This window comes from Amphritea japonica ATCC BAA-1530 (assembly GCF_016592435.1).
GTDB classification, from domain to species: Bacteria; Pseudomonadota; Gammaproteobacteria; order Pseudomonadales; family Balneatricaceae; genus Amphritea; species Amphritea japonica.
Genome location: NZ_AP014545.1, coordinates 186,825 through 211,370, shown reverse-complemented (window position 1 = coordinate 211,370; position 24,546 = coordinate 186,825). Strand labels below are relative to the sequence as shown.

The following is a 24,546-nucleotide window of genomic DNA, read 5'->3' as shown; positions in this document are numbered from 1 at the left end:
TTTATGCGATTTCGCGTAGCAGTTCACGGGCAATAATGACCCGTTGAATCTCACTAGTCCCTTCGTAAATAGAAGTTATGCGAACATCACGGGCATAACGCTCCAATGGATACTCTTTGATATAGCCATAGCCACCCATCAGTTGCAGAGCGGTATAGCAGGCCTTATTCGCTTTCTCAGACGCAAACAGCTTAGCCATGGATGCCTCTTTAGAAAAAGGCTGACTTTTGGCTTTTTTATCCGCAGCGTTCATCAATAGCAGACGAGCCGCTTCCAGATCGGTAAAAGCATCAGCCAGCATCCACTGCAGCCCCTGGAAGCTCGCAATAGGCTTACCGAACTGTTGGCGCTCAGTGATGTAATCTCGCGCGTAATCCATCGCAGCCTGACCAATACCCAGAGCGATAGATCCAACACCGATACGACCACCTGCTAACTCACCGACCGCCACTTTGAAGCCCTGATTCAATTCGCCCATCAGCGCACTTTTGGGAATGCGGCAATTTTCGAACAGTACTTCATTGGTGGCCGACGCATGCTGACCCATTTTCTTTTCCGCTTTAGATACAGACAACCCGGGAATGTTATTTTCAACCAGAAAACAGGAGATGCCTTTACCTCTGGGCTGACTCTTATCAGTCACGGCCCAAACAACAAAAACTCCGGCGTATTCTGCACTGGTGATAAATTGTTTAGCGCCATTCAGTATCCACTCATCACCTTCCAGAACCGCTGTGGTTTTCATATTGGAAGGATCAGAACCGGCAGTGGTCTCCGTCAGACAGAAACCACCCGCAGGGTATTCACCACTGCACAGCTTGGGCAAATAACGCTTTTTCTGTTCTTCAGAAGCAACCGCCTGAATAACTTCAGCAACCATGTTAGTGACCGACATCGTCACAGCAGTTGAAGCACAAGCCCGGGCGATCTCAGTAACCGCGAGGCTAAACACAACGGTGCCCGCTTCGGCACCACCGTATTGATCATCAACATTTAGCCCCATAAAACCAAGTTCAGCCAAACTGTTCAGGTTTTTAAGGAACAATGCACGATCACCTTCCTGATCTAGTTTCTCGGCAACAGGAGCCAGTTCAGTCTGGGCAAACTTACGCGCCATATCCTGAATCATGGACTGGTCTTCGGTTAGGGTCATATCCATCAGGTGGTTCTCTCTTTCATGTACTCTTTAACAAGTACGCTTTAATCAGGTAAAGGGGCGGAATAACCAGCCCCTGAATGAGATCATTTAAGCACAGCGTAGCGCTGTTCAGATCATTTCGATTGCAACAGCCGTCGCCTCACCGCCACCGATACAAAGGGACGCTACGCCACGCTGCTTGCCCAGTCGTTTCAGCGCGTGGATCAGGGTAACCAGAACCCGGGCGCCGGAACAACCGATGGGATGACCTAATGCGCATGCGCCACCGTGAACATTGACCTTTGCTGAATCCAGTTCCAGTTTCTGCGTTGCCAGCATGGTCACAACGGCGAAGGCTTCGTTAATCTCATAAAGATCAACGTCATCGCTGGTCCAATTTACCTTATCTAACAGTTTCTGAACGGCTGAAATCGGCGCTATTGAAAAATCAGCGGGACGTTGAGCATGTGTCATATGCCCGGTAATGCGAGCCAGTGGTTGCAGGCCCCGCGCTTTGGCCTCACTTTCGCTCATCATCACCAGCGCAGCAGCACCATCAGAGATAGAGCTGGAGTTAGCCGCCGTCACCGTACCGTCTTTTTTAAAGGCCGGACGCAGTTGTGGAATTTTGTCCGGATTCGCATTACCCGGCTGCTCATCTATCGCTACTTGCGTATCGCCTTTACGACTCTTAATCGTAACCGGCGCAATCTCATTCTCAAACCAACCTTCGTTGATCGCTTTGTTCGCACGGCTCAGAGATTCAATCGCAAAATTATCCATCGCCTCACGAGTCACACCAAAACTGTCAGCTGTTGCCTGGGCGAAAGATCCCATCAGGCCACCCTCGTAAGCATCTTCAAGCCCATCAAAAAACATCGAATCCAGTACCTGGCTATGACCCATACGCATACCGCCACGACCTTTTGGCAACAAGTAAGGAGACTGGCTCATGTTTTCCATGCCGCCGGCCACCATTACTGAGCTGGTGCCTGCCTTGATCTGATCATGGGCATCCATTACCGCCTTCATTCCTGAGCCGCACATCTTATTGATAGTGACACAGCCAGCAGACAGCGGTAATTCAGCACCCAGCGCAGCTTGTCGAGCGGGAGCCTGCCCCAGACCACCAGGTAATACACAGCCCATAATGACCTGATCAACATCGCTGGCATTAAGCCCGGAACGATCTATTGCCGCTTTAATCGCCGTTGCACCCAGTTGAGGCGAGGGTACTTCGCTCAAGGCTCCCATCAGCCCTCCCATCGGAGTACGGGTTGCGGCAACAATTACAATCGGATCTTGATTCTGTGACATTGGTCTTCTCTCGATGGGGCTTGCCCATTCAGCTTATTTATTTTGATAGCAATTTGATCTGACGACATGCTTCTGTACACATGACGATATCAGGCATTTTTCCACTCGGGCGAGCGCTTTTCCAAGAAGGCGCTAACACCCTCGCTCTGGTCAGCGGTATCGAACAGGTCGATAAACAATTCCCGTTCGCGGAGTAGTCCCTTTTCCAGCTCAGTACGTGACTCCTGAATCAGTGATTTACAGGCAGCAACACTGGAAGGACTCTGCTGGGCTACTTTTTTCGCCATCGCCATCGCCGCTGCTTTAGCTACTCCCCGGTCAACCACTTCTTCGATAATACCAACGGTGTGGGCCTGTTCAGCGGTTAATCGCTCACCGCAGAGAATCATACGTTTCACCCAACCCTCTCCGGCCAGACTTAACAAGCGCTGAGTTCCACCAGCACAAGGGAGTAAACCTACTTTAGCTTCGGGTAGTGCAATTGAAATCTGCGCTTCGGCAATACGAATATCACAAGCCAGTGCGCACTCAAGCCCACCCCCCATTGCATAGCCGTTCATTGCCGCAATAGATACGCCACGAAAACAGCTTAGCGCTTCAAAAGCTTGTCCGAATAAACTGGAAATCTCACGAGCGTTACCTTTATCCCCGTCAGCAAACATATTCAAGTCGGCACCAGCAGAGAAAAACTTATCCCCAGAACCGGTCAGTACCAGACTGTAAACCTCAGAGTTAGCGTTAAGCTCTTCAACCAGTAGCTTAAGTGCTGCCAGGCTTTCTCTGTCCCAGGTATTCGCCGGAGGGTTGTTAATCGTGACTACGGCGGTGTGCTCAACCAACTCAACCAATAACTTCTCAGACATATTTGGTACCTACAATCGGTTTTCCTATAGCGAACACTCACTATGGCGGAAAACAAGTTGTCATAAAATGTCCTAATATGACGACTTACGTCACAAAATATTACATACTATCTATTAGTCGAACAGCTTCTCCGGTAGTTTCCAGCATCCAGTACGACGGGCAAAAATCAGTTAATGTATAACGGATAGACTATGGCGACAGTTGATGTTCATTACATTCAGGCAGCACTCAATTGTGCTGCGAGGAAGGGCCTCGAAACCAATAGCCTGTTAGAGGAACTTGGTATAGAACGGGCACACTTAAAGCAAGCTGGACTCAGGATCCATGGCGATCAGATGACTCGGCTGGTACAGACGATTTGGTCGATGTTAAGTGATGAGTTTTTGGGCTGTACCGCTCACCCCTGTAAATCAGGAGCATTCGCCTTTATGGCGCGACACTCATTAAACTACGACTCCCTTGAAGCGGTGTTAGCGCAGGGTATCCAGTTCTATAACCTGTTTACCGATGATATTCAGATGAACATGCAGCAGCGGGATAATCGGGTTGAATTTGAAATTATTTTTGCCCAACCGGAACTTGATCCTGACTTTTTTTACCAAGAATTTTGGATGGTTATCTGGCATCGTTACGCCAGTTGGGTGGTGGGTAAAAAAATACCCCTTAATCAGGTCAGCTTCACCTACTCTGAACCAGACCATAGCAGCGAACTGAAACACCTATTCCCCTGCCAGCATTATTTCAGTCAACCCAGTCTGAAATTCAGCTTCAGTGCCGATTTTCTCGCACAACCCCCGGTTAGAACTCAACGTGATCTATCACAGTTCCTACGGCACTCACCGGCAGATCTGATTACGATTCCCGGCGATGAGCAAGGTTTTCGGGCACGTATCCGGGCACTATTACTGCAACAGGGGAATGAGGTGCTTCAATGCCCCTCGTTTGAAGCGCTTGCGCAGCAGTTTAATATCAGCTCCCAAACACTACGGCGTAAACTTAAGAGCGAAGGAAGTTCTTATCCACAAATTAAAGATGAAATTCGACGAGATCTGGCCATCGAGAAGCTGTTTTCCCAGAAGCTATCCGTATCTGAAATCGCGCACACACTGGGATATAGCGAGTCCCGCTCTTTTACCCGGGCATTTAAACAGTGGACCGGGTTAACGCCCACCAGCTATCTACAATTAAAGCGCTAATGCCTGAGAACGAACCAGCGAACGAACGTCTCTGAAGCGATCAAGGCCTTAACCCTTTCAACACGAAGCCCCGTACTGGTCTGTCAGACTCCTTCAGATGAAAATCCTCACAGGTTAAATCTGTTAACTACCCCAGTATCTGGGCCTGCCTGTATCTAAATGAACAAACCGACTACCCGTATAGAGGCCAACGCCACCACGATCTATCTGGCGTGCAGCCCGATGCAGGTCCGTCAGACGAATCCCCGGGATACGAATATCAACCGCTTTGCCCTGCATATGCAGACTTTTCTTTGCAACTTTACTGCTTCGCTGACTTAACATTGCATTGGTGGCCGGCGACCGGTAACCGGAAATCACTTCAAAGGGCTGATCAACCTCAAGTGTCTGTTGCAGGTCATGTAATAACAGCATCAGATCGGGGCTCATCTTACCGACTTCATTATTTCGATGATCCCGCAGCAGATGACAGATCGCATCCATACTTTCATTGACAAAGTTTCCCTCACAAAAGAAGGTTGTCTTCAGCTTTTCTCCGGTATGAAGATTACTAAACGAGAGAGACATCTCTGAAGGAAAGGAATCCACAACCCCTGTTACATTGTGATTTGCAAAGGCCCTGGAAGGGAGAGCCGCACCTGCAGATAACAGTGCGATATTGCGCAAAAAGACCCTGCGCGAGTGTTTTATATTTGTCATTAAGTAAAAACGCTTCAAGCTGGTTAAAATTCAGCCAGCAATTATCCACGAACACATCATGTCTGTACAGTTTTTAATCACTTGTTTAAATATACCTGCTCAGAATTTGGGACTCCCTAACTGACTGGTAGCAAAAAGCTGGCTATGCTCCCACTCATCACGACGATAAATATCATCACGAAAATTTAACAGGCCCTGATTATCCACCCAGGCAGTCCAGTACGTCATATGCACCGGTACGGGATGACGCAGATAAATCTCGCTGGTTTTCTCTGTCATCAGGGTAGAGCCAAGCTGGGGCAACTGCTCAGGGCTGTCTAGCTGTATCAGATGTTGAGCCAAATCTTCCGCCCGCTCAACCCGGATACAGCCGGAGCTCAGATCACGCCTGTCCCGGTTAAACAACCCAGGTGCCGATGTGTCATGCAGATAAATAGCATAACGGCTGTGAGACAAAAATTTGATGCGCCCCAGCGTATTTCCCTGCCCAGGCGCTTCCCAGAAGTAACGATACTCATCACTGTTATACATCGACTGCGGCTCGACTTCGCTACTGGGCAGTAATACTCGCTGATTGCCCCAACCCTGAGCAACACTGAGGTTTTTTCGACTCAGGTATTCAGGGTCGGCTTGCCATGCTGGAATAATATCCTTCCAACCAATACTTTTAGGGACTGTCCAGGAGGGGTTCATCACCAGTGCCTTAATATCGGTAGTAAACACCGGTGTTTTACGTTTTTTACGACCCACTATGGTTTTCAGCTGCAATACGGTATCTCCCTGATCTACCAGGCGTAACCTGAATTCAGGAATGTTGACCTGAATATAACGCCCCAGAGCCAAGGCCCTGAACTGGCTGACTCGATATTGATTTAAACTTAGCTGATTGAGTCGTTGAGAGGGAGGTACGTTCAAGAGGGCACGACTCTTCGGACCTAGAATCCCATCCACTTTTGCACCATGGCGGTACTGAAACTGTTTCAAAGCCTCAGACAGTTCCTGGTCAAAATACTCTTCATCAATAAGAGCCTGAGTTAGGCGCCGATAGTCCCCCAGCAGCATCAATTGTTGGCGCAGGATAGTGATCTCAGTATCGCGATCATCCTGACGCAAAAGCGAACCCCCAGCTAACCGGGGCCAGTGAGCCTGCTGGTTCAGCCGTTGATAAAAAAGAGAAGCCTCCTCTAAATTACTAAACCGGGCATCGGGCACTCCGGTACCCTGCTGATGCTGATTCAGCAACGCTGATAACATTGTCGGAGGCTCTACTGCGGATACACTACTACTGGTAAAAAGCATTAAAGCAGCACAAACGCAGAAAAACCGGGAAAGCCCCATACTCACTCCTCCAGATTCCATTCAACTGGAAATCTGTGTCCATTAATTACAGACCCTAAAAGCAGAAAAATCAAAAGCAGATAAGACAAACGCCCCTGATAACCAATTTAGATAGCCTTTGTAGGTACAAAGCTGTGAATTCAGATATAGGACAAAGACTACAGTCACTGAGGTCCGGTAATATCAAACAAACGGTATCGCGGTAGTGCTAATACACCGCCTTCAAATACTCAGAAACTTAATATACACTCAAAACGTGCGGCTTTATTTCAAACGAAACACGCCACCATCATGAAGGAATATTTTCCTTCGGACTGTATGATTTCAATAGCAAGGCGGCATCAATGTCTTTGAATAAGAAGCCCTTCACCTACATAGCAATCCTTCTATTAATACTGGGTATCACTACCCCCACATATGCTGAAATCAGCTTTAATGATGCGTTTACACGACATAACGCTGTTATGTTGCTGATCGACCCAATGAGTGGTGAAATTATTGATGCCAACCAGGCAGCCAGTCAGTTTTACGGATATCCACTCAATACTCTGCGCAGCATGGTAATTCAAGAGATCAATACGCTGACAAAAGAACAAGTCGCTAATGAGCGTAAACTGGCTCAGAAGGAGGGCCGTAATTATTTTATTTTCAGACACAAAAGTGCCGACGGCAGCATCCGCACTGTCGAAGTACATTCAACCCCGATAACCAGCAACAACCAAAAATTACTGTTTTCAATTATCACCGATGCTTCAGCAGCGAGTGGTCGTAATCAGGGACTATGGCAATACCAGGAAAAGTTAGAAGAGATGGTCGCCATACAAACATCTGAGCTCAGCAGTAAAAGCCAGCAGGTTATCTACATCATGGGGCTTTCAATCACGCTCCTTCTGGCCCTTCTCTTCTTATTAGCCGTCGTCAATAAACGCAACATCGCCTTAAGGCAAAAAGCAGAAGAACAGGAGGTCACACTAAATACCATCCTGAATAACATTACCGATGCGATTATATATACCGACTGTAATCGGAATATTATCACCGCTAATAAAAGTGCAGAGAGTATTTTTGGTTATAAGTATCAGGAATTTAAAGGTGAAAGCGCTGCCATTCTATATGCGGATATTGCTGACTTTATATACCAGGGTAAACTACGTTTCTCACTTGATGCCAGCCCCAAAACTGATTTATATGAAGTGACATACAAGCGTCATGACGGCGATACTTTTGTTGGAGAAACACTAGGCTCCGTCATCAAAAACTCCGCCGGTGATGCCTTAGGTTTTATTGGCGTTATTCGTGATATTACTGATCGAAAAACAACAGAAGAAGGTTTACGCCAGGCCGCCAGTGTATTCCAGAATGCTTCAGAAGGAATCATCATCACCTCCCCCACCGGGACAATTCTTGATGTCAACGCTGCCTACACAGCGATTACAGGTTACAGCCGCGAAGAAACGCTGGGGCAAAGCTCAAAAATGTTGAAATCAGGCCTCCAGGCAGATGCGTTTTATGAAACCATGTGGAAACGTTTACTTAGCAGTGGCCATTGGGAAGGGGAAATCTATAATCGACATAAAAATGGCCATACCTACCTGGAACAACTATCGATTAACGCTGTACAGGATGATCAGGGCCAGACAAAGTGCTATATCGGGCTGTTTTACGATATAACCTTGCAAAAAGAGCATGAAAAACAATTGCACCATATCGCTCATTTTGATGCACTCACCGAATTACCAAACCGACTTCTGCTGGCAGACAGGTTACAGCAAGGTATTTTACATGCTGACCGCCAGATGGATTCACTCGCGGTTGTTTATATTGATCTGGATGGTTTTAAAGCGATCAATGACCAATACGGCCATGATGTCGGCGATAAATTACTGGTAGAAGTAGCCCAGCGGATGAAGCAGGTTCTCAGGGAAGGCGATACTATCGCAAGACTTGGAGGGGATGAGTTTGTAGCGATCTTTACCGACCTGGCTGATACCGAGTCCTGTATTCCCCTGCTAAACCGTATACTTCAAACGATCTCCGCTGGCGTGAAAATAGATAATTCATTACTCCATGTCACCGCCAGTCTGGGGGTTGCATTCTACCCCACAGAAGACCCCGAACCTGACAAGCTCCTGCGCCAAGCAGATCAGGCCATGTATCAAGCAAAATTGAAGAGTAAGAATTGTTACCATATTTTTGATCCGGTACACGACCGTTCGTTAAAGGGCCGTCATGAGCGAATAGAACGGCTGCAGCAAGCACTCGCTGACAATGAATTTATTCTTTATTACCAGCCTAAAGTTCATTTGCGCACCGGCGAACTTATTGGAGTTGAAGCCTTAATTCGCTGGTTACATCCCGAAAAAGGATTATTGCCACCGGCTGCCTTTCTACCAGATATTGATAATCATGATCTGGATATTGAACTTGGACAATGGGTTATTACCAGTGCATTGAAGCAGCTATCGGCGTGGCAAAGCATCGGCTTAAATATCCGGGTCAGCGTTAATATCAGCGCGCAACAACTTCAAGACAGCCGTTTCTCAAAACAACTACATCAATTATTAACGGCTCATCCAACGGCTAATCCTGCCAATTTTGAGCTAGAGATTCTTGAAAGCAGTGCACTGCAAGACCTGCAGCAGGTCTCGAAAACGATGAAAATCTGCTCTCAGATGGGCGTGAAATTCGCTCTGGACGATTTCGGAACCGGATATTCCTCGCTCACCTACCTTAAGTATCTCCCTGTTGAAGTACTTAAGATTGACCGGACTTTTGTAAACGGCATGCTCAGCAACTCAGAAGACATGGCAATTATTAAAGCGGTGCTCGGCCTGGCGAAAGCATTCCAGCGCGATATCGTTGCAGAGGGTGTTGAGACTCCTGAACAGGGGGTATCTCTGTTACAACTCGGCTGTGAGATAGCTCAGGGCTACGGTATCGCACGCCCTATGCCAGCAACAGAGATCCACAGTTGGTCCAAAAACTGGCAACCTCCAGCGGTATGGGTTAACTCTTCAACAGGCGCTGAAGGAAAAGCTGCTCCCCATAAAACACTAACCTAAGCACTAGATGCTCACGATGAAAGGTAGTGACAATATTAACTCACATAATAGAACCAAGTCCGATCAAATAACCGCCAACCACTCAGTCCCCTGTAAATCAGGCCCTCCAACTAAAGAGCCCATATAATTTACACACAGTTATCCACAGGAACCGTGCATAACACTTAGCGATACATCGCTGAGGATAAGGCCGATAGGTTCTCTATCGATATCAGATCGGTCTGCCCTTTTAGAGGCTTTATCTCACACTAAAGACAGCGTTGCTAAAACACTTAAACAGCGATGCTTACACCTTTTCAAACAGCCCCGTCACCGGGTTTATTTCAAAACCACAATGAAAGGCTCTGGGTTGCGATCTCACCGGATCGATAAAACGTAACTGCTGTGCCAGCAACTGCAAAGGCTGGTCAACATTATCGGCCGACTTAGATTGTAATACCGGGTAATAACGGTCGTGTAAGATGGGCCATCCAAGCGCCTGCATATGAACCCGCAACTGATGCGTTTTACCGGTAACCGGTTCTAACTCAAATAGCGCCTTATCCTCGAATCGATCTAAGCAACGAATCCGAGAATGACTATTAGGGGTCCCATCAGTAACCCGCATCAGAAAACGCGGTTCAGCAGATTCCATCCGGTTAGCAACCTCCCATTGCTGACCACGCGTAGGCTCATCAGAACCGATATCAATCCTGGCTACTGCTTGATAGGTCTTATGTATTTGTCTGGAGGCAAACAACTGGTGGTACAGATGACTCGTTTCAGGGTTAACCGAAAACATCACCAGTCCAGTTGTGACACGATCAATACGGTGTAAAGCCTGTAGGTTATCCATCCCCGTTTTTACCCGTAACCGATTCTGCAGACATTCGTTCACATAATTTCCACCAGGCGTGACCGGAAGAAAGGCCGGTTTATAGGCGACCAGAATATCCGCGTCTGTAAATAAGATTGTTTCGTTAAAGGGAACCACAGACTCGCATTCCACTTCTCGGTAATAATAGACGCGTTGCTGCGACCGATAGGGCGTCGTAAAGGATATAGTGGTTCCATCATGCCAATGCAACTTCCCATCGATCGCCCGTTGCTGCCATACCTGGGCACCGACCTGCGGAAACTTGTGAATCAGGTAGTCTACAACCGTAACAACGCCCGGATTAATCCGCGGTAAGGTTAATTTAGACGGAGATTTAGCGATAGCCATCTTTGGATCCAGAATGCGACTTTATCGTGAGAGTAAATAAGATGCTGCGGCTTTATGCTTCATGATAAAAGCCTATGCCGATTCATGAGTTTAACATGGAGCTTATACCTCAGAGGAACAATACTTGTCCGGAAAGAAACTAACTAGACTCTGTATTTTAGCGTAACCGAATCACGCTAAGAACAAAGAGCTAAACTCTAAAAAAAGAGGCTGCCACTAGGACTTTTTGGCGTCTGCTTAAATATTTTAAAAGCATTTGGGAAGAGAAAGGAAGAAATGGTGCCGGCACCAAGAGTCGAACTCGGGACCTACTGATTACAAGTCAGTTGCTCTACCAACTGAGCTATACCGGCATAAGAAATCAAACATTGTACGGTTTCGATAAAGAAACCTGATAAAAATGGTGCCGCCACCAAGAGTCGAACTCGGGACCTACTGATTACAAGTCAGTTGCTCTACCAACTGAGCTATAGCGGCACTGTGACCATACTGTGACCACTCCATACTTTCTCATGAACACGAAGCGAACTGTGCGCCTGTAGCTCAGGTGGATGGTGTAGCAAATTCCGTATGGAATCAGAACGTTATAAATAACGTTTATTTGGCGCGCCTGGAGGGATTCGAACCCCCGACCAACAGGATCGGAACCTGCTACTCTATCCAGCTGAGCTACAGGCGCGCAGTTCATCACGAATGATGAGGGCGTGTATATTACCGATCTAACTATACACTGTCTATCGCTAAGGCAACTTTTTCAATCTTAATGCAGGGCTTCAGATCAAACTAAATATAGCGAATACTTAGTCTGTAAACTGATGCGTTGGCAACGTTTGTATCTGCACCTCACACACTTGATCCTGCTGTTTTGAAGGGATCAGGCTTGCCATGCGTTTCGCCCGGACCGGACGACTGAAGTAAAACCCCTGAAACAATGTGCAGCCGCACTTGATGAGATACGCCAGTTCTTCTTTCTTCTCAACACCTTCAGCCACGACATCAATATCCAGACTTCTTGCCATGGCGATGATAGTTGCAACTATGGCAGCATCATTACTATCAGTGGTGATATCTCTGACAAAGGACTGATCTATCTTCAAGGTATTGATTGGTAACTGTTTAAGGTACTGCAACGATGAATACCCAGTGCCAAAGTCATCCAGTGAGAAACGAATACCTAGCTCAGACAGGCGTCTCATTTTGTTTCTTACTTTATCAACATTGGTTAACAGCACGCCTTCTGTCAGCTCAAAGACTAAACAGTCCGCCCGAACCCCGGTCGATATGACAACTTCCTGTACCTGTTCTACAAAGTTTTCCTGCTGAAATTCGCGCGGACTGATATTGACTGACACCACTAAAACCCGCCCTTGAGCCTCCCACTCGGCCATCTGGCGGCAGACTTCGGTCAAGACCCAGTTACCCAGACAGCATATCAAATCGGTCATCTCAGCAATCGGTATAAAGGCTGAAGGGTTAATTAAACCATTTTCCCCATCGGGCCAGCGAAGTAGCGCTTCAGCACCCACTATCTTACCAGCACCCCGCACCAATGGCTGATAACTGACATAAAGCCGGTCTTTTTCAATCGCTTCTCTTAGGCGCTCTTCAATCTGTTGCCGATGATCTGCATGTTCCTGCATCTGCTCAAGAAAAAATTGAACCTGATTACGCCCCTCTTCTTTTGCCCGATACATTGCCAGATCAGCTTGCATTATAAGGTTCTCAAACTGGTCATTAGCGCCGTCAAACAACGCAATACCAATACTCGGAGTCACATGTAAGGACCGGCCCTCAATAGAATGCACTTCAGAGATCGACTGACGAACCTTTTCCGCCACGCTCAGGGCATTATGACTGGCAGAAGACTCATTTTGCCCCAGCTCCGGCAGTAACACGACAAACTCATCCCCCCCTAAACGCGCGGGCGTATCCGCTTGTCGTATCGCTTTTCGTATGCGAGCAGAAACACTGTTCAGAATTGCATCACCAACACTGTGCCCCAGAGAATCATTTATCGTTTTAAAGTGATCCAGATCCATGTAAACCAACGCACCAAACTGCTTAGTTCGTCGCGCGCGTACCACCTCGCGCTCCATGTTTTGCATAAGTAGTCTGCGATTCGCCAAACCCGTCAGGGGATCAAAATACACATGTTGTTCAATGACTTTTTGATGGCTCTTCAGCTCGCGGGCATTTTTATTTATTTCGACCAGCATACGATTAAAGCCGCTAATTAAACTACTTAGTTCAGTTTTCTTGCGGCTTTCATAGATCTTTAAGTCGTAATTCTGATGCACGCTAACCTGCTCCATGGCATCTAACAACTGATCTATCGGCTCCGTCAGACCCGCTTGAATCCGTTTAGATAACAGGTAAACCCCTAAGAGCGATAAGAGGTATAAAGAAACACCAAACAACAGATAAAACAGAACTTTTTGCTTTACCCCGGCAAGACTGTATTGAAGATAAATCTGCCCTTCCAGACCCCGATTTGTTCTGACAGGCATACTGTACTCAAACAGATCAAAGCTGAAGCTATGTGATACCTCAAGCTGGGATCTCAACAGGAAGGACGGTTCAGGAAGCGGCAGAGTTAACTCAGGCTTGCTCAATTCGACAAGCAAGCTACCGTCATTACGATAAACATAAATACCCAGCAGATCCGGCTCAGAAAAATAGTTCTCCAGCAGCTTATGCGCCAGAATGGGCGAATCGAGAGCTAACACATTGGCCAAATGGGGAGAGGTAAGCCCGGTAAACAATCCCGCTCTTTCAATTAACTGATTCCGGCTGGTTACCAACTCAACACAAAGCACTACCAGCCCAGTAATTAATAGAACTACCGCGGCAGAGGTAACAAATAAACCGTGAAGGCGGCGAGTAACAGAAACGAATGGCTTCTGGTCCATCAAAAGCCTCCTGCAATCCCTTCACTTCGACCTTGGTCGATAGATGAAGTACTTACAGTAAAAAATAAGCAACTAGCCACCATAATAAGTCCTTTTACGGTATTTAAGTTACGCGACATCTGACTGGCTTGCAGCCCTGCAAAAGAAAAGAAAAAAACAGACGAATAAAATACCCTTTACGTCGCTATCCGGCAACATGAAATGCGTTAATTACCCCTCCGTCAGGTCAATCCTTTGCGTCGAACTTCAAACATTTCCCTTATCTGTTACTAATTATTTAGTCCTTATCAGAGCTACACCCATTTTCGTTGTGTCTATTTACCGTTATAATCCCGGCCGACAAAAAATTATTGATGCTGTAACAAGCCATTGAGGCTATCCCTACAGCACCCTTTTTCTATAATTAGCGATGATGAGGTCGTGACTGTGAGTAAATTTGCTGCCAAAGCTATTTCTGCCCTGTTTGCTGTTGCATTGGGTTTCCTGGCTACCTCTACTATGGCCAACACTGATAACGATGCTATTGCAGAGCGTATCAAGCCCGTTGGTTCTGTATGTGTAGAAGGTGATGACTGTGGCGGCGCTGCTGCTCCTGCTGCTGCAGGTGGTGCGCGTTCAGGTGCTGATGTATACAGCGCCAGCTGTGCTGCATGTCACGCTTCAGGTGTTCTGGATGCACCTAAATTTGGTACCAGCGATTGGGCTGAGCGTGCCAATAAAGGTCTTGATACACTGGTGAGCAACGCTATCAACGGTATCAATGCCATGCCTCCACGTGGTACCTGTGCAAGCTGTTCAGATGATGAGATCAAAGCTTCTATAGAGCACATGCTCGACAGCGCGAAGTAAGTGTAACGAATTAAAAAAGGCCGCTTTCGCGGCCTTTTTTAATTTATATCCTTCAAAGATCATCTAATAACCCACGCAACCCACTCAACGTCGCATTCCCCCGCGCTTTGTTAGCAACTTCGCAGACTTCACCCCGACCTTCATACACTAAGTCATCTTCCGGTAATTCATCGAGAAAGCGGCTTGGCTGGCAATCGATCAGCTCACCAAATTGCTTCCGCTTTCGCGCCAGCGTCATAGTCAGTGTCTCTTTTGCTCGAGTTATCCCTACATAGGCTAACCGGCGTTCCTCTTCAATATCACCATTTTCAATGCTGTTTCGATGAGGCAGGATCTCCTCTTCCATCCCCATCAGGTAAACATGAGGAAATTCCAGCCCTTTAGAGGCATGCAGTGTCATCAATTGCACCCGATCAGAATCATCCTCTTCCTCCTGCCTTTCCATGATATCCATCAGTATCAGTCGGGCAATGGCTTCGCGAAGCCCCGCATCAGGGTCATCTTCCTGTAACCGATCGAGAGTATTACGCAACGAATCAACTAAGATCCAAACATTCTGCATCCGTCGATCGGCCACCGTTTCACCAGAGCTGTTCTGTGCGATCCAGCCAGCAAAATCAATATCATCCACCATCTTTCGTACAGCATCGATCGGATCTCCCCTTTCACTCTGCTGGTAAATACCTTCCAGCCAGTTTTTGAAACGCCGCAACCGATCGACCTGCGCCGGCTTTAATACTTGCTCAAGCCCTAACTCACTGCAGGCATTAAACAGACTGGTATGACGCTCAGACGCATACTCCCCCAAACCCTGAAGGGTCGTATGCCCAATCTCCCGCCGGGGTAAATTAATGATTCGAAGAAAAGCATTATCATCATCAGGATTCACCAATACTTTCAGGTAAGACATGATGTCTTTTATTTCGGCACGCGCAAAAAATGAAGTGCCCCCATTGAGCTTGTAGGGCACCTGATAGCTTTGTAACTTCAGCTCCAATAATCGAGCCTGGTGGTTACCCCGATACAAAATGGCAAAGTCTTTGAACTGGCGTTTTCGGCGCAGATGAAAGTCCAGTATCTCTGTCGCTATACGCTCACATTCAGCATCTTCGTTGCGGGTAAATACCACCCGAATAGGATCACCAAATCCCATATCGCTCCACAGCGTCTTATCAAAGACATGAGGGTTGTTTGAGATAACGGTGTTTGCCGCTTTCAGAATGCGGCCCGTAGAGCGGTAGTTCTGTTCCAGCTTAACAACTTTTAACGATGGAAAATCATCTTGTAGCTGCACCAGGTTCTCGGGACGAGCCCCCCGCCAGGAATAGATGGATTGATCATCATCTCCCACTACTGTCAGCATTCCCCTGACACCGACCAGCATTTTAACCAGAAGGTATTGAGTAACATTGGTATCCTGATACTCATCAACCAACAGGTAGCGGATTTTATTCTGCCAACGTTCAAGAATATCCCCATGATTGATAAACAGCTCCACCGGCAACAAAATCAGATCATCAAAATCCACAGCGTTATACGCTTTTAAACTCTTCTGATAAGCCTCGTACGCCCGGGCAGCCAGCACATCAGCAGGGCCTTCCGCTTGGGCCAATGCCTGTGCAGGCCCCAACATATCGTTCTTCCAGTTAGATATTGTATGTTGGATAAAATCCAGTTGATCCGTTTCTTCGCCTTCATGCAGCAACAGACTTTTCAATAGCGCTTTAGTATCCTGATCATCAAACAGTGAAAAGCCGGCTTTAAAGCCCAGCGTTTTATGCTCTTTACGGATAATGGTCAGCCCCAGGTTATGAAAAGTAGAAACGGTCAAGCCCCGGGTCGCATTGCCCTGTACCAGAGAAGAAACCCGCTCCTTCATCTCCCGGGATGCCTTATTGGTAAATGTCACTGCGGCAATGTTATGTGCTTTTATCCCGCAAACCTCAATCAGATAAGCGATCTTACGGGTAATCACGCTGGTTTTACCCGAGCCAGCCCCAGCCAAAACCAAGAGAGGGCCGCTAATATAGTCCACAGCTTCACGTTGCTTGGGATTAAGTTTTGCCATCTAAATAACAACCTTTACAGCTAAAGTTTTAGACACACTCAGCCGATACAATATAGTTAACCGTAGAAAATACGCAGATAAAGACGCTAATTCATTGTTTTAAATGAATTAATTAATCGAACATCTGTTTGACCATAAGCTTTGACGTGTTACTCTTAAAAGGCTTACAGGGGGACAATTATCGCACGGATTGAATTGTCTTATCAGTAGAAATAAACGAGAACAAACATGGCTGTTTATTCTCAAGAACATTAAATATGTTATCTGTAACTCGCAGCGATACAGAACAAACAAAATGCCTGATCATCGACAGTTGTGGTTTTGATACCACTACGCTGGTCGACTTACTGGCACAAAATCAATGCGACTTCCAGCAATGTAGCTTTGATCAGGCTACCGAAAAACTAGATAAGAATGTTTTCAAACTTATATTTCTACACAGCTGTTTTACTGACACCAACGCCCTCTCTGAATTACACTTCCTACGACAGCAGCACCCTCTGATCCCTGTCATTATATTTGACCACCAATTAACGACAGACCGCATTGATGAATTTATGCTCTGGCGCGCCAGCGACTTCGTCATCACCTCAGAACTCACAGATGAAATCTTTAAGAGAGTCATTTGCTATAACCTGATGGTGAATCGATACAATACCGAGTTAACCCATCTAAAACAGTTAGATCCGCTAACCGGCATGACAAACCGGCAGCAGTTCTATAAACAGTTATCACAGAAGCTGCAACGGATCAGGAAGGGTGATACATCCTCTCAGTTAGCACTCATCAGTGTCGACCTGGACGGTTTCAGACGATTTAACAATATCAACGGTTATTCTGCTGGCGACATAATCGTTAAGGAGATGAGCAAACGGCTCGCAGCCCTTATCCCAGGCCAATTATCACGACTCGGTAATGATGAATTCGTTCTGCTGCAAGAAACGCCGGTAGATGAAGACCTGACATCTCAGACAACACAGCTCTGTAATAAAATATTACATAGCTTGACCGAGCCCTACCTTTATCATGAGCTGGAGGTTATTCTTCCTTGCAGTATCGGGGTCGCACTTGTCCCGGAACACAGCTGCGAAATAGACACTCTGGTTCATCAGGCAACCCAGGCCCGCATAAAAGCAAAAGCAACTAGTAGTTGCAGCTATGCAATTTTTGATCAGAAACAACACCGCTCTGACGAATCCCAGATCGCTATTGAACCAGAGCTCATCAACGCCATACGCCGTAACGAATTCGAACTCTTCTATCAACCCAGAGTCGATATCAGCAGCGGGAAGATTATTGGCGCAGAAGGGCTGATACGCTGGAGACACCCCGAGAAAGGATTAATTTACCCCGATGCCTTTATTCCTACTGCTGAGCGTACCGGCCTGATAGTACCTATTGGCTACTGGGTAATTCAGCAGGCAGGCGAAGACATTCAGCGACTTCAGGCAAGTGGATTAGCAATTGAAAGACTCAGTATAAATCTCTCCTTCCGACAGTTTCAGGACAGTTACCTGTGTCGGACAATCCAGCGTCTGATCGAGAAATACTCAATAGACACCGCTATTCTCGAGTTTGAATTAACCGAATCTGCTTTGTTTAATAACGAACTGCATGTTCGGGAAGGCATCGAAGGGCTTCATAAACTGGGGATCAATTTTTCTTTGGATGATTTTGGCACCGGTTACTCTTCTTTCTCGCTACTACAAACACTGCCTATCAGCAGCCTGAAAATCGACCGCTCTTTTGTCTCAGGCGTGAATCAAAATCCCGATGACCGGGAAATAGTCAAAGCGATTATTCGCCTGGCGCGCAGCCTGAACAAAGAAGTGATCGCTGAAGGTGTAGAAACCTCACAACAACTTAATTTCCTGGCCCGCTTTGGCTGCCATCAGGCTCAAGGCTATCTCTATAGCAAGCCCGTCTCTTATGACAAATTCAAAGTACTGCTCGAAAGCGGTTGTCAGATCACAGCGGAGAGCGCCGCAAACCAATAGCCTCCAACAATGCCGCACTACTAATTTCCGATTCGTCATGCAAATCTGCAATCGTTCTCGATACCTTTAGCACCCGGTGCGTAGCCCGGGCAGATAAGCCCATACGGCTCATAGCCTGCATTAAAAGCTTTTCCTGCTCGGTACCCAGGCAGCAATATTGTTCCAACCCTTTAACCCCGAGGCGATCATTAATACAACCCTGTCTCTGCATCTGACGGGCACGTGCCTTGATAACCCGGGCCCTGATCTGCCCGCTGCTCTCACTGCTTTCAAGCGGCCCCATTAGCTGTTCCGGGGTCAACCCGGGCACCCAGCTCTGCAAATCTATCCGGTCCAGTAACGGCCCGGAAATTTTCCCCTGATATCGCTGCACCTGATCCGGTGTACAGCGACACCGACCACTCTGGTCTCCTCTATATCCGCAAGGACATGGATTCATAGCAGCAATGAGCTGAAAACTGGCGGGAAAACTAGTTTGAAGTGCCGCCCGGGAAATATGGATCTCGCCGGACTCTAGCGGCTCGCGCATAACTTCCAACACCTGCCGACTGTACTCCGGCAGTTCATCCAAAAACAACACCCCCTGATGCGCCAAAGAAATCTCACCAGGGCGAGGGTTACTACCACCGCCCACCAACGCCACGGCTGATGCCGTATGATGGGGATTACGAAACGGACGAATACCGGCAAATAATTTCGGTTCCTTCACTCCGGCTACCGAATAGATAGCGGCAATATCGAGTAATTCATCGGACTCCAGTGGTGGAAGAATACCCGGCAAACGGCTGGCCAACATGCTTTTCCCACTCCCGGGAGGGCCACAAAGCAGTAGATTATGCCCTCCTCCTGCCGCTATCTCTAACGCCCGTTTAGCCTGATATTGTCCTCTGACATCAGCCATATCAGAACCACCGTCCGCTATCTCTACCGACCTGTTTGATACCGCAGTCTCAATCAGCTGGGCACCCGAAAGATGATTGCTAACGGCCAACAGGGAGTTGGCACCAAAAAGTGTTAACCCGTTTACTAACTCCGCTTCACTCAGACTTTCACTCGCCAACCAAAGGCTTCGCCCCGCCTCACGGCAACTTCGCGCCACTGGAAGCACGCCTGAAACCGGGCGCAAACGACCAGACAGAGCCAGCTCAGCAAGGAACTCGAATTCATCAGCACAGTGCTGCGGGAGCTGTTTACTAGCGATCAGAATACCGATCGCAATCGCTAAATCATAACGCCCCCCCTCTTTAGGCAGATCGGCAGGAGCCAGGTTGACGGTGATACGCCGGGCAGGAAACTCAAAACCGCTATTTAGTAAAGAACTACGTACCCGTTCCCGGCTCTCTTTCACCCCGGTTTCGGGCATGCCAACAATTATAAAACAGGGGAGACCACCCGATAGATGAACCTCCACTGCAACCGGAGGTGATTGGATACCGAGCTGCGCCCGGGTGTTAACTATTGCTAATGTCATAGTAATCCATCCATGGATTCATAAAGGTACGTATACATTAAATCGTTACGCACTTGTTATATGTTAAACCGCTTAATGCTCCAGATCTAACCGCTCGATCAGCTGTTCCAGTGACAGATCACGGCCCACATAATTGCCACTCATACGACTACAACCCTGCAGCGTTAGCCGAGTCATTTGCCCTGTCGTTCGAACCCCTTCCGCTAACACTTCCAAACCGTTCTCCCGGGCGGAGGCAATCAGCTGCTCAACTCTTCTGCTCGACCGGTCTTCACGCATCTGCGTCTCAACCAGCTCGGCATTCAATAACAGCATATCCGGGAAAAGCGGATCTGGCAGCCGCTCTATAGAGGTTTCTTGCAAGTCCAGTAGTAGTAACGCCCCTTTTGCTTTTAGCTCTTCTATTTCATCCGGAAACAGGTACATCTGAGATGCGTTCAGAATAATCATCAGGCGCTGTGGCGGAAGCCCGGCCTTAACCATCAGACGAATCAGGTTATCAATGACCGCTATCGAAAACAGCTCTTCATCCTGTAGCCGAATACAGAGATTATGAAACTGCTCAAAACCACCCCAAAGTTTAATCATGGGGGACAACTGTTGTTCCAGTTGCTGGTGATACTCTTCCAATAAACCGTAACGGGAGAGCTGAGGGATAAACTGCTCTGGCGACAGATTCCCTTGTTGCGGGTGGTTCATCAGTAACGTCACTTCAGCCGCAGTAAGGTGGTGCCCTTCTAATGCATAAACCGGATTGAAACGCAGCTGTAATCCACTACCCGAAACCCCCGCTAACAATTCATCCCGGCTTAACACTTTGCCGCTGCCCAGCGATGAGTCATACAGTCGGAAACCTGTCTCTCCTTCCGCTGAGTTCACTACCAATCGGGCACGGTCGAGCATCAGTTCGGCACTCAGCCCCTTATTATCCGCCAGGACTCCTGCTACAGAGAAGGTAAAAGGTATCAGCTCACCGGACACCTCAACATCCTCCTGCAAAACAGCCATAACGCGATCGGCAAACTGCTCCATGACCATCTCATCAGGGCAGTAATCCAATACCATCACAAAATGATTCATCTGATCGAGCGCCAACAGGTCTGATTCCCGTACCTGAGCACCTAACCTCGCAGCCATCGCTGTGATTACCTGCTCGGTTTCACACCCTCCACTATCAAGCTGTATCAGAATAAGGCCACTATTTTGGTTATACAGACTGCCTTTCAACAGCCGCTGATTTAGCTGATCCAACAGCATCTGCTCATCAGGCAGTCCGGTCAGCGCATCATAACTGGTATGGCTGAAACGATGCTGGCCACTATAACAACTGGTGATATCCGAAAACTGAGCAACAAAACCGGTAATGTCTGAACTTTCATCCCGAAGCGCCATCAGGCTATACCAGGCCGGATAACTATGGCCATCCTTATGCCGATTCCATAATTCACCTTCCCAGTAACCCCGCAACATTAATTGCTGCCATAGATGATCGAATAACTCTGGGGCAATATCCCGGTTAGTCACTATCCCGGGCCCCTGACCGACGACATCTTCAAGAGAGAAACCACTCACTTCAGAAAAGCTGGGGTTAATGCGGTAGATTCTATTCTCATCATCGAGCAACATGACGGCCTGGGGTGTATAAGCAAAAAGCCCATCATCCGGATCCCTCGCTAACTCCCGGGCAGCCGCCTGCTGAGTCCGCATCGCATTTACAATGTAAAGCTCTGCAATAGGATTCCAGCATATTTCCAGCTGCAGCCAGAGGCCGTTATCCTCTTCGAAAGGCCGCCAGGTCAATGCAGAACTACCATTAGACCGAGCCAGCATCATGCCATGCTGCAGCTCAAATAACGTTTCATCAGAGTGCACCTGCGCTAAGGGAGTACCTGAAACATCACTTTGCCAGCCCAGCATATTCAAATACTCCCGGGTCGCAAACTGATAGCTTAAATCAGGTAAAATACAGGCATACATCGGCTGATTCATAAGTTTATCCTTCAGCGACTAACGATCCGATCTGGCAGAATTTTCCAATTGATCTAATTGTTGCTGTAGCTGTTCAAGCTTTATCCGGGTCCTGGCCAGCACAGCACTTTGCGCATCAAATTCCTCGCGAGTAACCAGTTCCATCCGACTAAATGTACCCTGCAGCAACGCTTTTATCTGAGGCTTTAGTTCCGCATCAGTTGAGCTCTGCCTGGCCTGTTCAAACAACTGGCCAATCTGTTCGCTAATACCTTCCAGTAACTTAGAGTTGATCATATAACTTTATATTCCGACAGGTTGTTTATACAGCTGAGACGTTATTAAGCACTTTTATCCGCCACAGAGAGATGACTATTCAAACAGTAACTACAACTATAGCAACAACAGGACCTGCTTTTTAGCCTGCACCGAAAAACAGCACCCGCACCACTGCACCAAAAAAGGGCCTGCACAAAAATCGTGCACCAGTAACCTCTCCCGAATTCACACCAAAACCGCTACCCCCTCACAAACAACTGCCCAAATAACCCTGCAACCTATTGATAATAAACAAATATTAAAACAATGGCATGTGCAGTGCTTTATTCAAGCCAATCCTTTAACCGCTGCACTGCTTAATCAGCGTAGTTTTTTAAAACAGTTTTACTTAGTGGAGATTCAGATCCCATGAAACTTATCTCAGCAATCATTAAACCGTTCAAGCTGGATGATGTCCGTGAAGCCCTTTCCGAAATCGGCGTACAAGGCATCACTGTAACCGAAGTAAAAGGCTTTGGTCGTCAGAAAGGCCATACCGAACTTTACCGTGGCGCAGAATACGTCGTAGATTTTCTACCCAAAGTTAAGGTCGACGCTGCGGTGGAAGACAGCATCGTAGATCAGGTTGTCGAAGCGATCAGCAAAACGGCTCAGACCGGTAAAATTGGCGACGGAAAGATCTTTGTAATGCCGGTAGAACAAGTCATCCGAATCCGTACCGGTGAAACTGGCGACAGCGCGCTGTAAGTACTTTTTAAACACTTTAAAACAACTCTAAGCATAGGCTTCAGGGGGAATGATGGAAAACCAAATTTTTGAATTACAATATGCAATGGACACCTTTTATTTTCTGGTGTGTGGTGCATTAGTTATGTGGATGGCGGCGGGTTTCGCCATGCTTGAAGCAGGTCTGGTACGTTCTAAGAACACGACAGAGATTCTAACTAAGAACGTTGCACTGTTTGCGATTGCCTGCATCATGTATCTGGTATGCGGTTATGAATTAATGTACGGCGGCGGTATCTTCTTAAGCGGTATCGAATCCGTCGATGTTGAACAGGTTCTGGCTGACTCTGCTGAAGAAGGATTCAACGGTGGTTCTGTTTACTCAGGCGCGTCTGACTTCTTCTTCCAGGTCGTATTCGTAGCAACCGCTATGTCTATCGTATCCGGTGCTGTTGCCGAGCGTATGAAGCTTTGGGCTTTCCTTGCGTTCGCAGTAGTTATGACCGGCATAATCTATCCAATGGAAGGTGCATGGACCTGGAACGGCGAAGACGTTTTCGGCATGTACAATCTCGGTGATCTTGGCTTCTCTGACTTCGCAGGTTCCGGCATTGTTCACATGGCCGGTGCTGCTGCAGCTCTCGCTGGTGTTCTGTTACTGGGTGCCCGTAAAGGCAAATATACTGCGAACGGCGTAAACGCGATTCCAGGTGCTAACCTGCCGATGGCGACACTCGGAACGTTTATCCTATGGATGGGTTGGTTCGGTTTCAACGGTGGTTCTGTTCTGAAACTGGGCGATATCAACAGCGCTCACTCGGTAGCAATGGTTTTCCTTAACACCAACGCTGCGGCTGCAGGTGGTGCTATTGCAGCTTTGATTACCGCTCGTATGCTATTCGGTAAAGCTGACCTGACTATGCTGTTGAACGGCGCTCTGGCTGGTCTGGTTGCCATAACCGCTGAACCATCAACGCCAACGGCCCTGCAAGCGACGCTGTTCGGTGCAATCGGTGGTATTCTGGTGGTCTTCGCTATCATCACCCTGGACAAGATGCGCATTGATGATCCTGTTGGTGCGATCTCGGTCCACGGTGTATGTGGCCTGCTGGGACTGTTACTGGTACCTGTGACTAATAGTGATGTAAGCCTGAGCGGCCAGCTGATCGGTGCGGTAACTATCTTCGGATGGGTATTCGGAACCAGTCTGATTGTGTGGTCTATCCTCAAAGCAGTTATCGGTATCCGTGTTAGCGAAGAGGAAGAGTACGAAGGTGTCGATATCGCAGAATGTGGTATGGAAGCTTACCCAGAATTTACATCGGGTAAATAACTCCCCCCGCAGAATAAACATATCAACCTAAAGGGGAGCTTCGGCTCCCCTTCTGAGATTTTATTAAGTCATTGATTCTGGGTATACTAGATCCAGTTTATTAGATTGATCTCCAACTGCCTGCTACT

17 protein-coding genes and 3 tRNA genes are annotated in these 24,546 nt (G+C 47.6%); 6 read left to right on the top strand and 14 right to left on the bottom strand.

The genetic code is table 11. The features are described 5' to 3' along the window. Nucleotide 1: 1 nt before the first annotated feature. The 3 genes from AMJAP_RS00970 to AMJAP_RS00960 all read right to left on the bottom strand — a co-directional run bounded on the left by AMJAP_RS00970 (nt 2) and on the right by AMJAP_RS00960 (nt 3,318). Nucleotides 2-1,159, bottom strand: a complete 1,158-nt coding sequence (locus AMJAP_RS00970; protein WP_019621049.1) for an acyl-CoA dehydrogenase family protein — start codon at nt 1,157-1,159, stop codon at nt 2-4. 108 nt (nt 1,160-1,267) lie between these two features. Further along, nucleotides 1,268-2,455, bottom strand: a complete 1,188-nt coding sequence (locus tag AMJAP_RS00965; protein ID WP_019621050.1) for an acetyl-CoA C-acyltransferase — start codon at nt 2,453-2,455, stop codon at nt 1,268-1,270. 89 nt (nt 2,456-2,544) lie between these two features. Further along, nucleotides 2,545-3,318, bottom strand: a complete 774-nt coding sequence (locus AMJAP_RS00960; RefSeq protein ID WP_019621051.1) for an enoyl-CoA hydratase — start codon at nt 3,316-3,318, stop codon at nt 2,545-2,547. Nucleotides 3,319-3,510: 192 nt separating this feature from the next. Here AMJAP_RS00960 and AMJAP_RS00955 point away from each other — a divergent pair, with 192 nt between their 5' ends. Continuing rightward, complete coding sequence (locus tag AMJAP_RS00955) at nt 3,511-4,515, top strand: AraC family transcriptional regulator (protein ID WP_019621052.1); 1,005 nt, start codon at nt 3,511-3,513, stop codon at nt 4,513-4,515. Nucleotides 4,516-4,638: 123 nt separating this feature from the next. Here AMJAP_RS00955 and AMJAP_RS00950 read toward each other — a convergent pair whose 3' ends face one another. Together AMJAP_RS00950 and AMJAP_RS00945 are read right to left on the bottom strand one after the other, a co-directional pair. After that, nucleotides 4,639-5,181, bottom strand: coding sequence for a YcbK family protein (locus AMJAP_RS00950; protein ID WP_019621053.1), 543 nt, complete (start codon nt 5,179-5,181; stop codon nt 4,639-4,641). 132 nt (nt 5,182-5,313) lie between these two features. After that, nucleotides 5,314-6,573: a L,D-transpeptidase family protein gene (locus tag AMJAP_RS00945; RefSeq protein WP_083935284.1), complete on the bottom strand. Its 1,260-nt coding sequence runs from the start codon at nt 6,571-6,573 to the stop codon at nt 5,314-5,316. Between the two features lie 323 nt (nt 6,574-6,896). Here AMJAP_RS00945 and AMJAP_RS00940 point away from each other — a divergent pair, with 323 nt between their 5' ends. Beyond that, nucleotides 6,897-9,614, top strand: coding sequence for a sensor domain-containing protein (locus tag AMJAP_RS00940; RefSeq protein WP_019621055.1), 2,718 nt, complete (start codon nt 6,897-6,899; stop codon nt 9,612-9,614). Between the two features lie 286 nt (nt 9,615-9,900). Here the strand turns inward: AMJAP_RS00940 and AMJAP_RS00935 are convergent, their stop codons facing one another. The 5 genes from AMJAP_RS00935 to AMJAP_RS00915 form a co-directional block, all read right to left on the bottom strand. Next, complete coding sequence (locus AMJAP_RS00935; RefSeq protein WP_019621056.1) at nt 9,901-10,818, bottom strand: pseudouridine synthase; 918 nt, start codon at nt 10,816-10,818, stop codon at nt 9,901-9,903. Between the two features lie 277 nt (nt 10,819-11,095). Continuing rightward, a tRNA-Thr gene (locus AMJAP_RS00930) sits at nt 11,096-11,171 on the bottom strand. A 48-nt stretch (nt 11,172-11,219) separates the two neighbouring features. Beyond that, a tRNA-Thr gene (locus AMJAP_RS00925) sits at nt 11,220-11,295 on the bottom strand. A 125-nt stretch (nt 11,296-11,420) separates the two neighbouring features. Next, nucleotides 11,421-11,497 (bottom strand) — tRNA-Arg (locus AMJAP_RS00920). 121 nt (nt 11,498-11,618) lie between these two features. After that, a complete protein-coding gene (locus tag AMJAP_RS00915) occupies nt 11,619-13,727 on the bottom strand; it encodes a putative bifunctional diguanylate cyclase/phosphodiesterase (protein WP_019621057.1) in 2,109 nt (702 codons plus the stop codon). Between the two features lie 426 nt (nt 13,728-14,153). Here AMJAP_RS00915 and AMJAP_RS00910 point away from each other — a divergent pair, with 426 nt between their 5' ends. Continuing rightward, nucleotides 14,154-14,576 carry a c-type cytochrome gene (locus tag AMJAP_RS00910; RefSeq protein WP_019621058.1) on the top strand — a complete coding sequence of 141 codons (423 nt, stop codon included), beginning with the start codon at nt 14,154-14,156 and terminating at the stop codon, nt 14,574-14,576. 52 nt (nt 14,577-14,628) lie between these two features. On the opposite strand, the gene rep is transcribed toward AMJAP_RS00910, so the two are convergent. Continuing rightward, nucleotides 14,629-16,644 carry a DNA helicase Rep gene (gene rep / locus AMJAP_RS00905; RefSeq protein WP_019621059.1) on the bottom strand — a complete coding sequence of 672 codons (2,016 nt, stop codon included), beginning with the start codon at nt 16,642-16,644 and terminating at the stop codon, nt 14,629-14,631. Between the two features lie 257 nt (nt 16,645-16,901). On the opposite strand from rep, the gene AMJAP_RS00900 reads away from it, so the two are divergent. Next, the gene (locus AMJAP_RS00900) at nt 16,902-18,641 is read left to right on the top strand and encodes a bifunctional diguanylate cyclase/phosphodiesterase (RefSeq protein WP_019621060.1); all 1,740 of its coding nucleotides are present in this window, start codon (nt 16,902-16,904) and stop codon (nt 18,639-18,641) included. Here the strand turns inward: AMJAP_RS00900 and AMJAP_RS00895 are convergent. The 3 genes from AMJAP_RS00895 to AMJAP_RS00885 all read right to left on the bottom strand — a co-directional run bounded on the left by AMJAP_RS00895 (nt 18,613) and on the right by AMJAP_RS00885 (nt 22,377). Next, nucleotides 18,613-20,112 carry a YifB family Mg chelatase-like AAA ATPase gene (locus AMJAP_RS00895; RefSeq protein WP_019621061.1) on the bottom strand — a complete coding sequence of 500 codons (1,500 nt, stop codon included), beginning with the start codon at nt 20,110-20,112 and terminating at the stop codon, nt 18,613-18,615. The genes AMJAP_RS00900 and AMJAP_RS00895 overlap by 29 nt on opposite strands. A 72-nt stretch (nt 20,113-20,184) precedes the next feature. Further along, entirely contained in the window at nt 20,185-22,101 is a 1,917-nt protein-coding gene (locus tag AMJAP_RS00890) for an EAL domain-containing protein (RefSeq protein ID WP_019621062.1), read from the bottom strand. 18 nt (nt 22,102-22,119) lie between these two features. Beyond that, nucleotides 22,120-22,377: an accessory factor UbiK family protein gene (locus tag AMJAP_RS00885; protein WP_019621063.1), complete on the bottom strand. Its 258-nt coding sequence runs from the start codon at nt 22,375-22,377 to the stop codon at nt 22,120-22,122. A 390-nt stretch (nt 22,378-22,767) separates the two neighbouring features. Here AMJAP_RS00885 and glnK point away from each other — a divergent pair, with 390 nt between their 5' ends. Both glnK and AMJAP_RS00875 read left to right on the top strand, forming a co-directional pair. Further along, entirely contained in the window at nt 22,768-23,106 is a 339-nt protein-coding gene (glnK, locus tag AMJAP_RS00880; RefSeq protein ID WP_019621064.1) for a P-II family nitrogen regulator, read from the top strand. Nucleotides 23,107-23,158: 52 nt separating this feature from the next. Further along, a complete protein-coding gene (locus AMJAP_RS00875) occupies nt 23,159-24,418 on the top strand; it encodes an ammonium transporter (protein ID WP_019621065.1) in 1,260 nt (419 codons plus the stop codon). Nucleotides 24,419-24,546: the final 128 nt, after the last annotated feature.

Coding starts and splice junctions, on each gene's coding strand:
- AMJAP_RS00970 (WP_019621049.1), bottom strand. CDS start 1,159: ATGGATATGACCCTAACCGAAGACCAGTCCATGATTCAGGATATGGCG.
- AMJAP_RS00965 (WP_019621050.1), bottom strand. CDS start 2,455: ATGTCACAGAATCAAGATCCGATTGTAATTGTTGCCGCAACCCGTACT.
- AMJAP_RS00960 (WP_019621051.1), bottom strand. CDS start 3,318: ATGTCTGAGAAGTTATTGGTTGAGTTGGTTGAGCACACCGCCGTAGTC.
- AMJAP_RS00955 (WP_019621052.1), top strand. CDS start 3,511: ATGGCGACAGTTGATGTTCATTACATTCAGGCAGCACTCAATTGTGCT.
- AMJAP_RS00945 (WP_083935284.1), bottom strand. CDS start 6,573: ATGGAATCTGGAGGAGTGAGTATGGGGCTTTCCCGGTTTTTCTGCGTT.
- AMJAP_RS00940 (WP_019621055.1), top strand. CDS start 6,897: ATGTCTTTGAATAAGAAGCCCTTCACCTACATAGCAATCCTTCTATTA.
- AMJAP_RS00935 (WP_019621056.1), bottom strand. CDS start 10,818: ATGGCTATCGCTAAATCTCCGTCTAAATTAACCTTACCGCGGATTAAT.
- AMJAP_RS00915 (WP_019621057.1), bottom strand. CDS start 13,727: ATGGACCAGAAGCCATTCGTTTCTGTTACTCGCCGCCTTCACGGTTTA.
- rep (WP_019621059.1), bottom strand. CDS start 16,644: ATGGCAAAACTTAATCCCAAGCAACGTGAAGCTGTGGACTATATTAGC.
- AMJAP_RS00900 (WP_019621060.1), top strand. CDS start 16,902: ATGTTATCTGTAACTCGCAGCGATACAGAACAAACAAAATGCCTGATC.
- AMJAP_RS00895 (WP_019621061.1), bottom strand. CDS start 20,112: ATGACATTAGCAATAGTTAACACCCGGGCGCAGCTCGGTATCCAATCA.
- AMJAP_RS00890 (WP_019621062.1), bottom strand. CDS start 22,101: ATGAATCAGCCGATGTATGCCTGTATTTTACCTGATTTAAGCTATCAG.
- AMJAP_RS00885 (WP_019621063.1), bottom strand. CDS start 22,377: ATGATCAACTCTAAGTTACTGGAAGGTATTAGCGAACAGATTGGCCAG.
- glnK (WP_019621064.1), top strand. CDS start 22,768: ATGAAACTTATCTCAGCAATCATTAAACCGTTCAAGCTGGATGATGTC.
- AMJAP_RS00875 (WP_019621065.1), top strand. CDS start 23,159: ATGGAAAACCAAATTTTTGAATTACAATATGCAATGGACACCTTTTAT.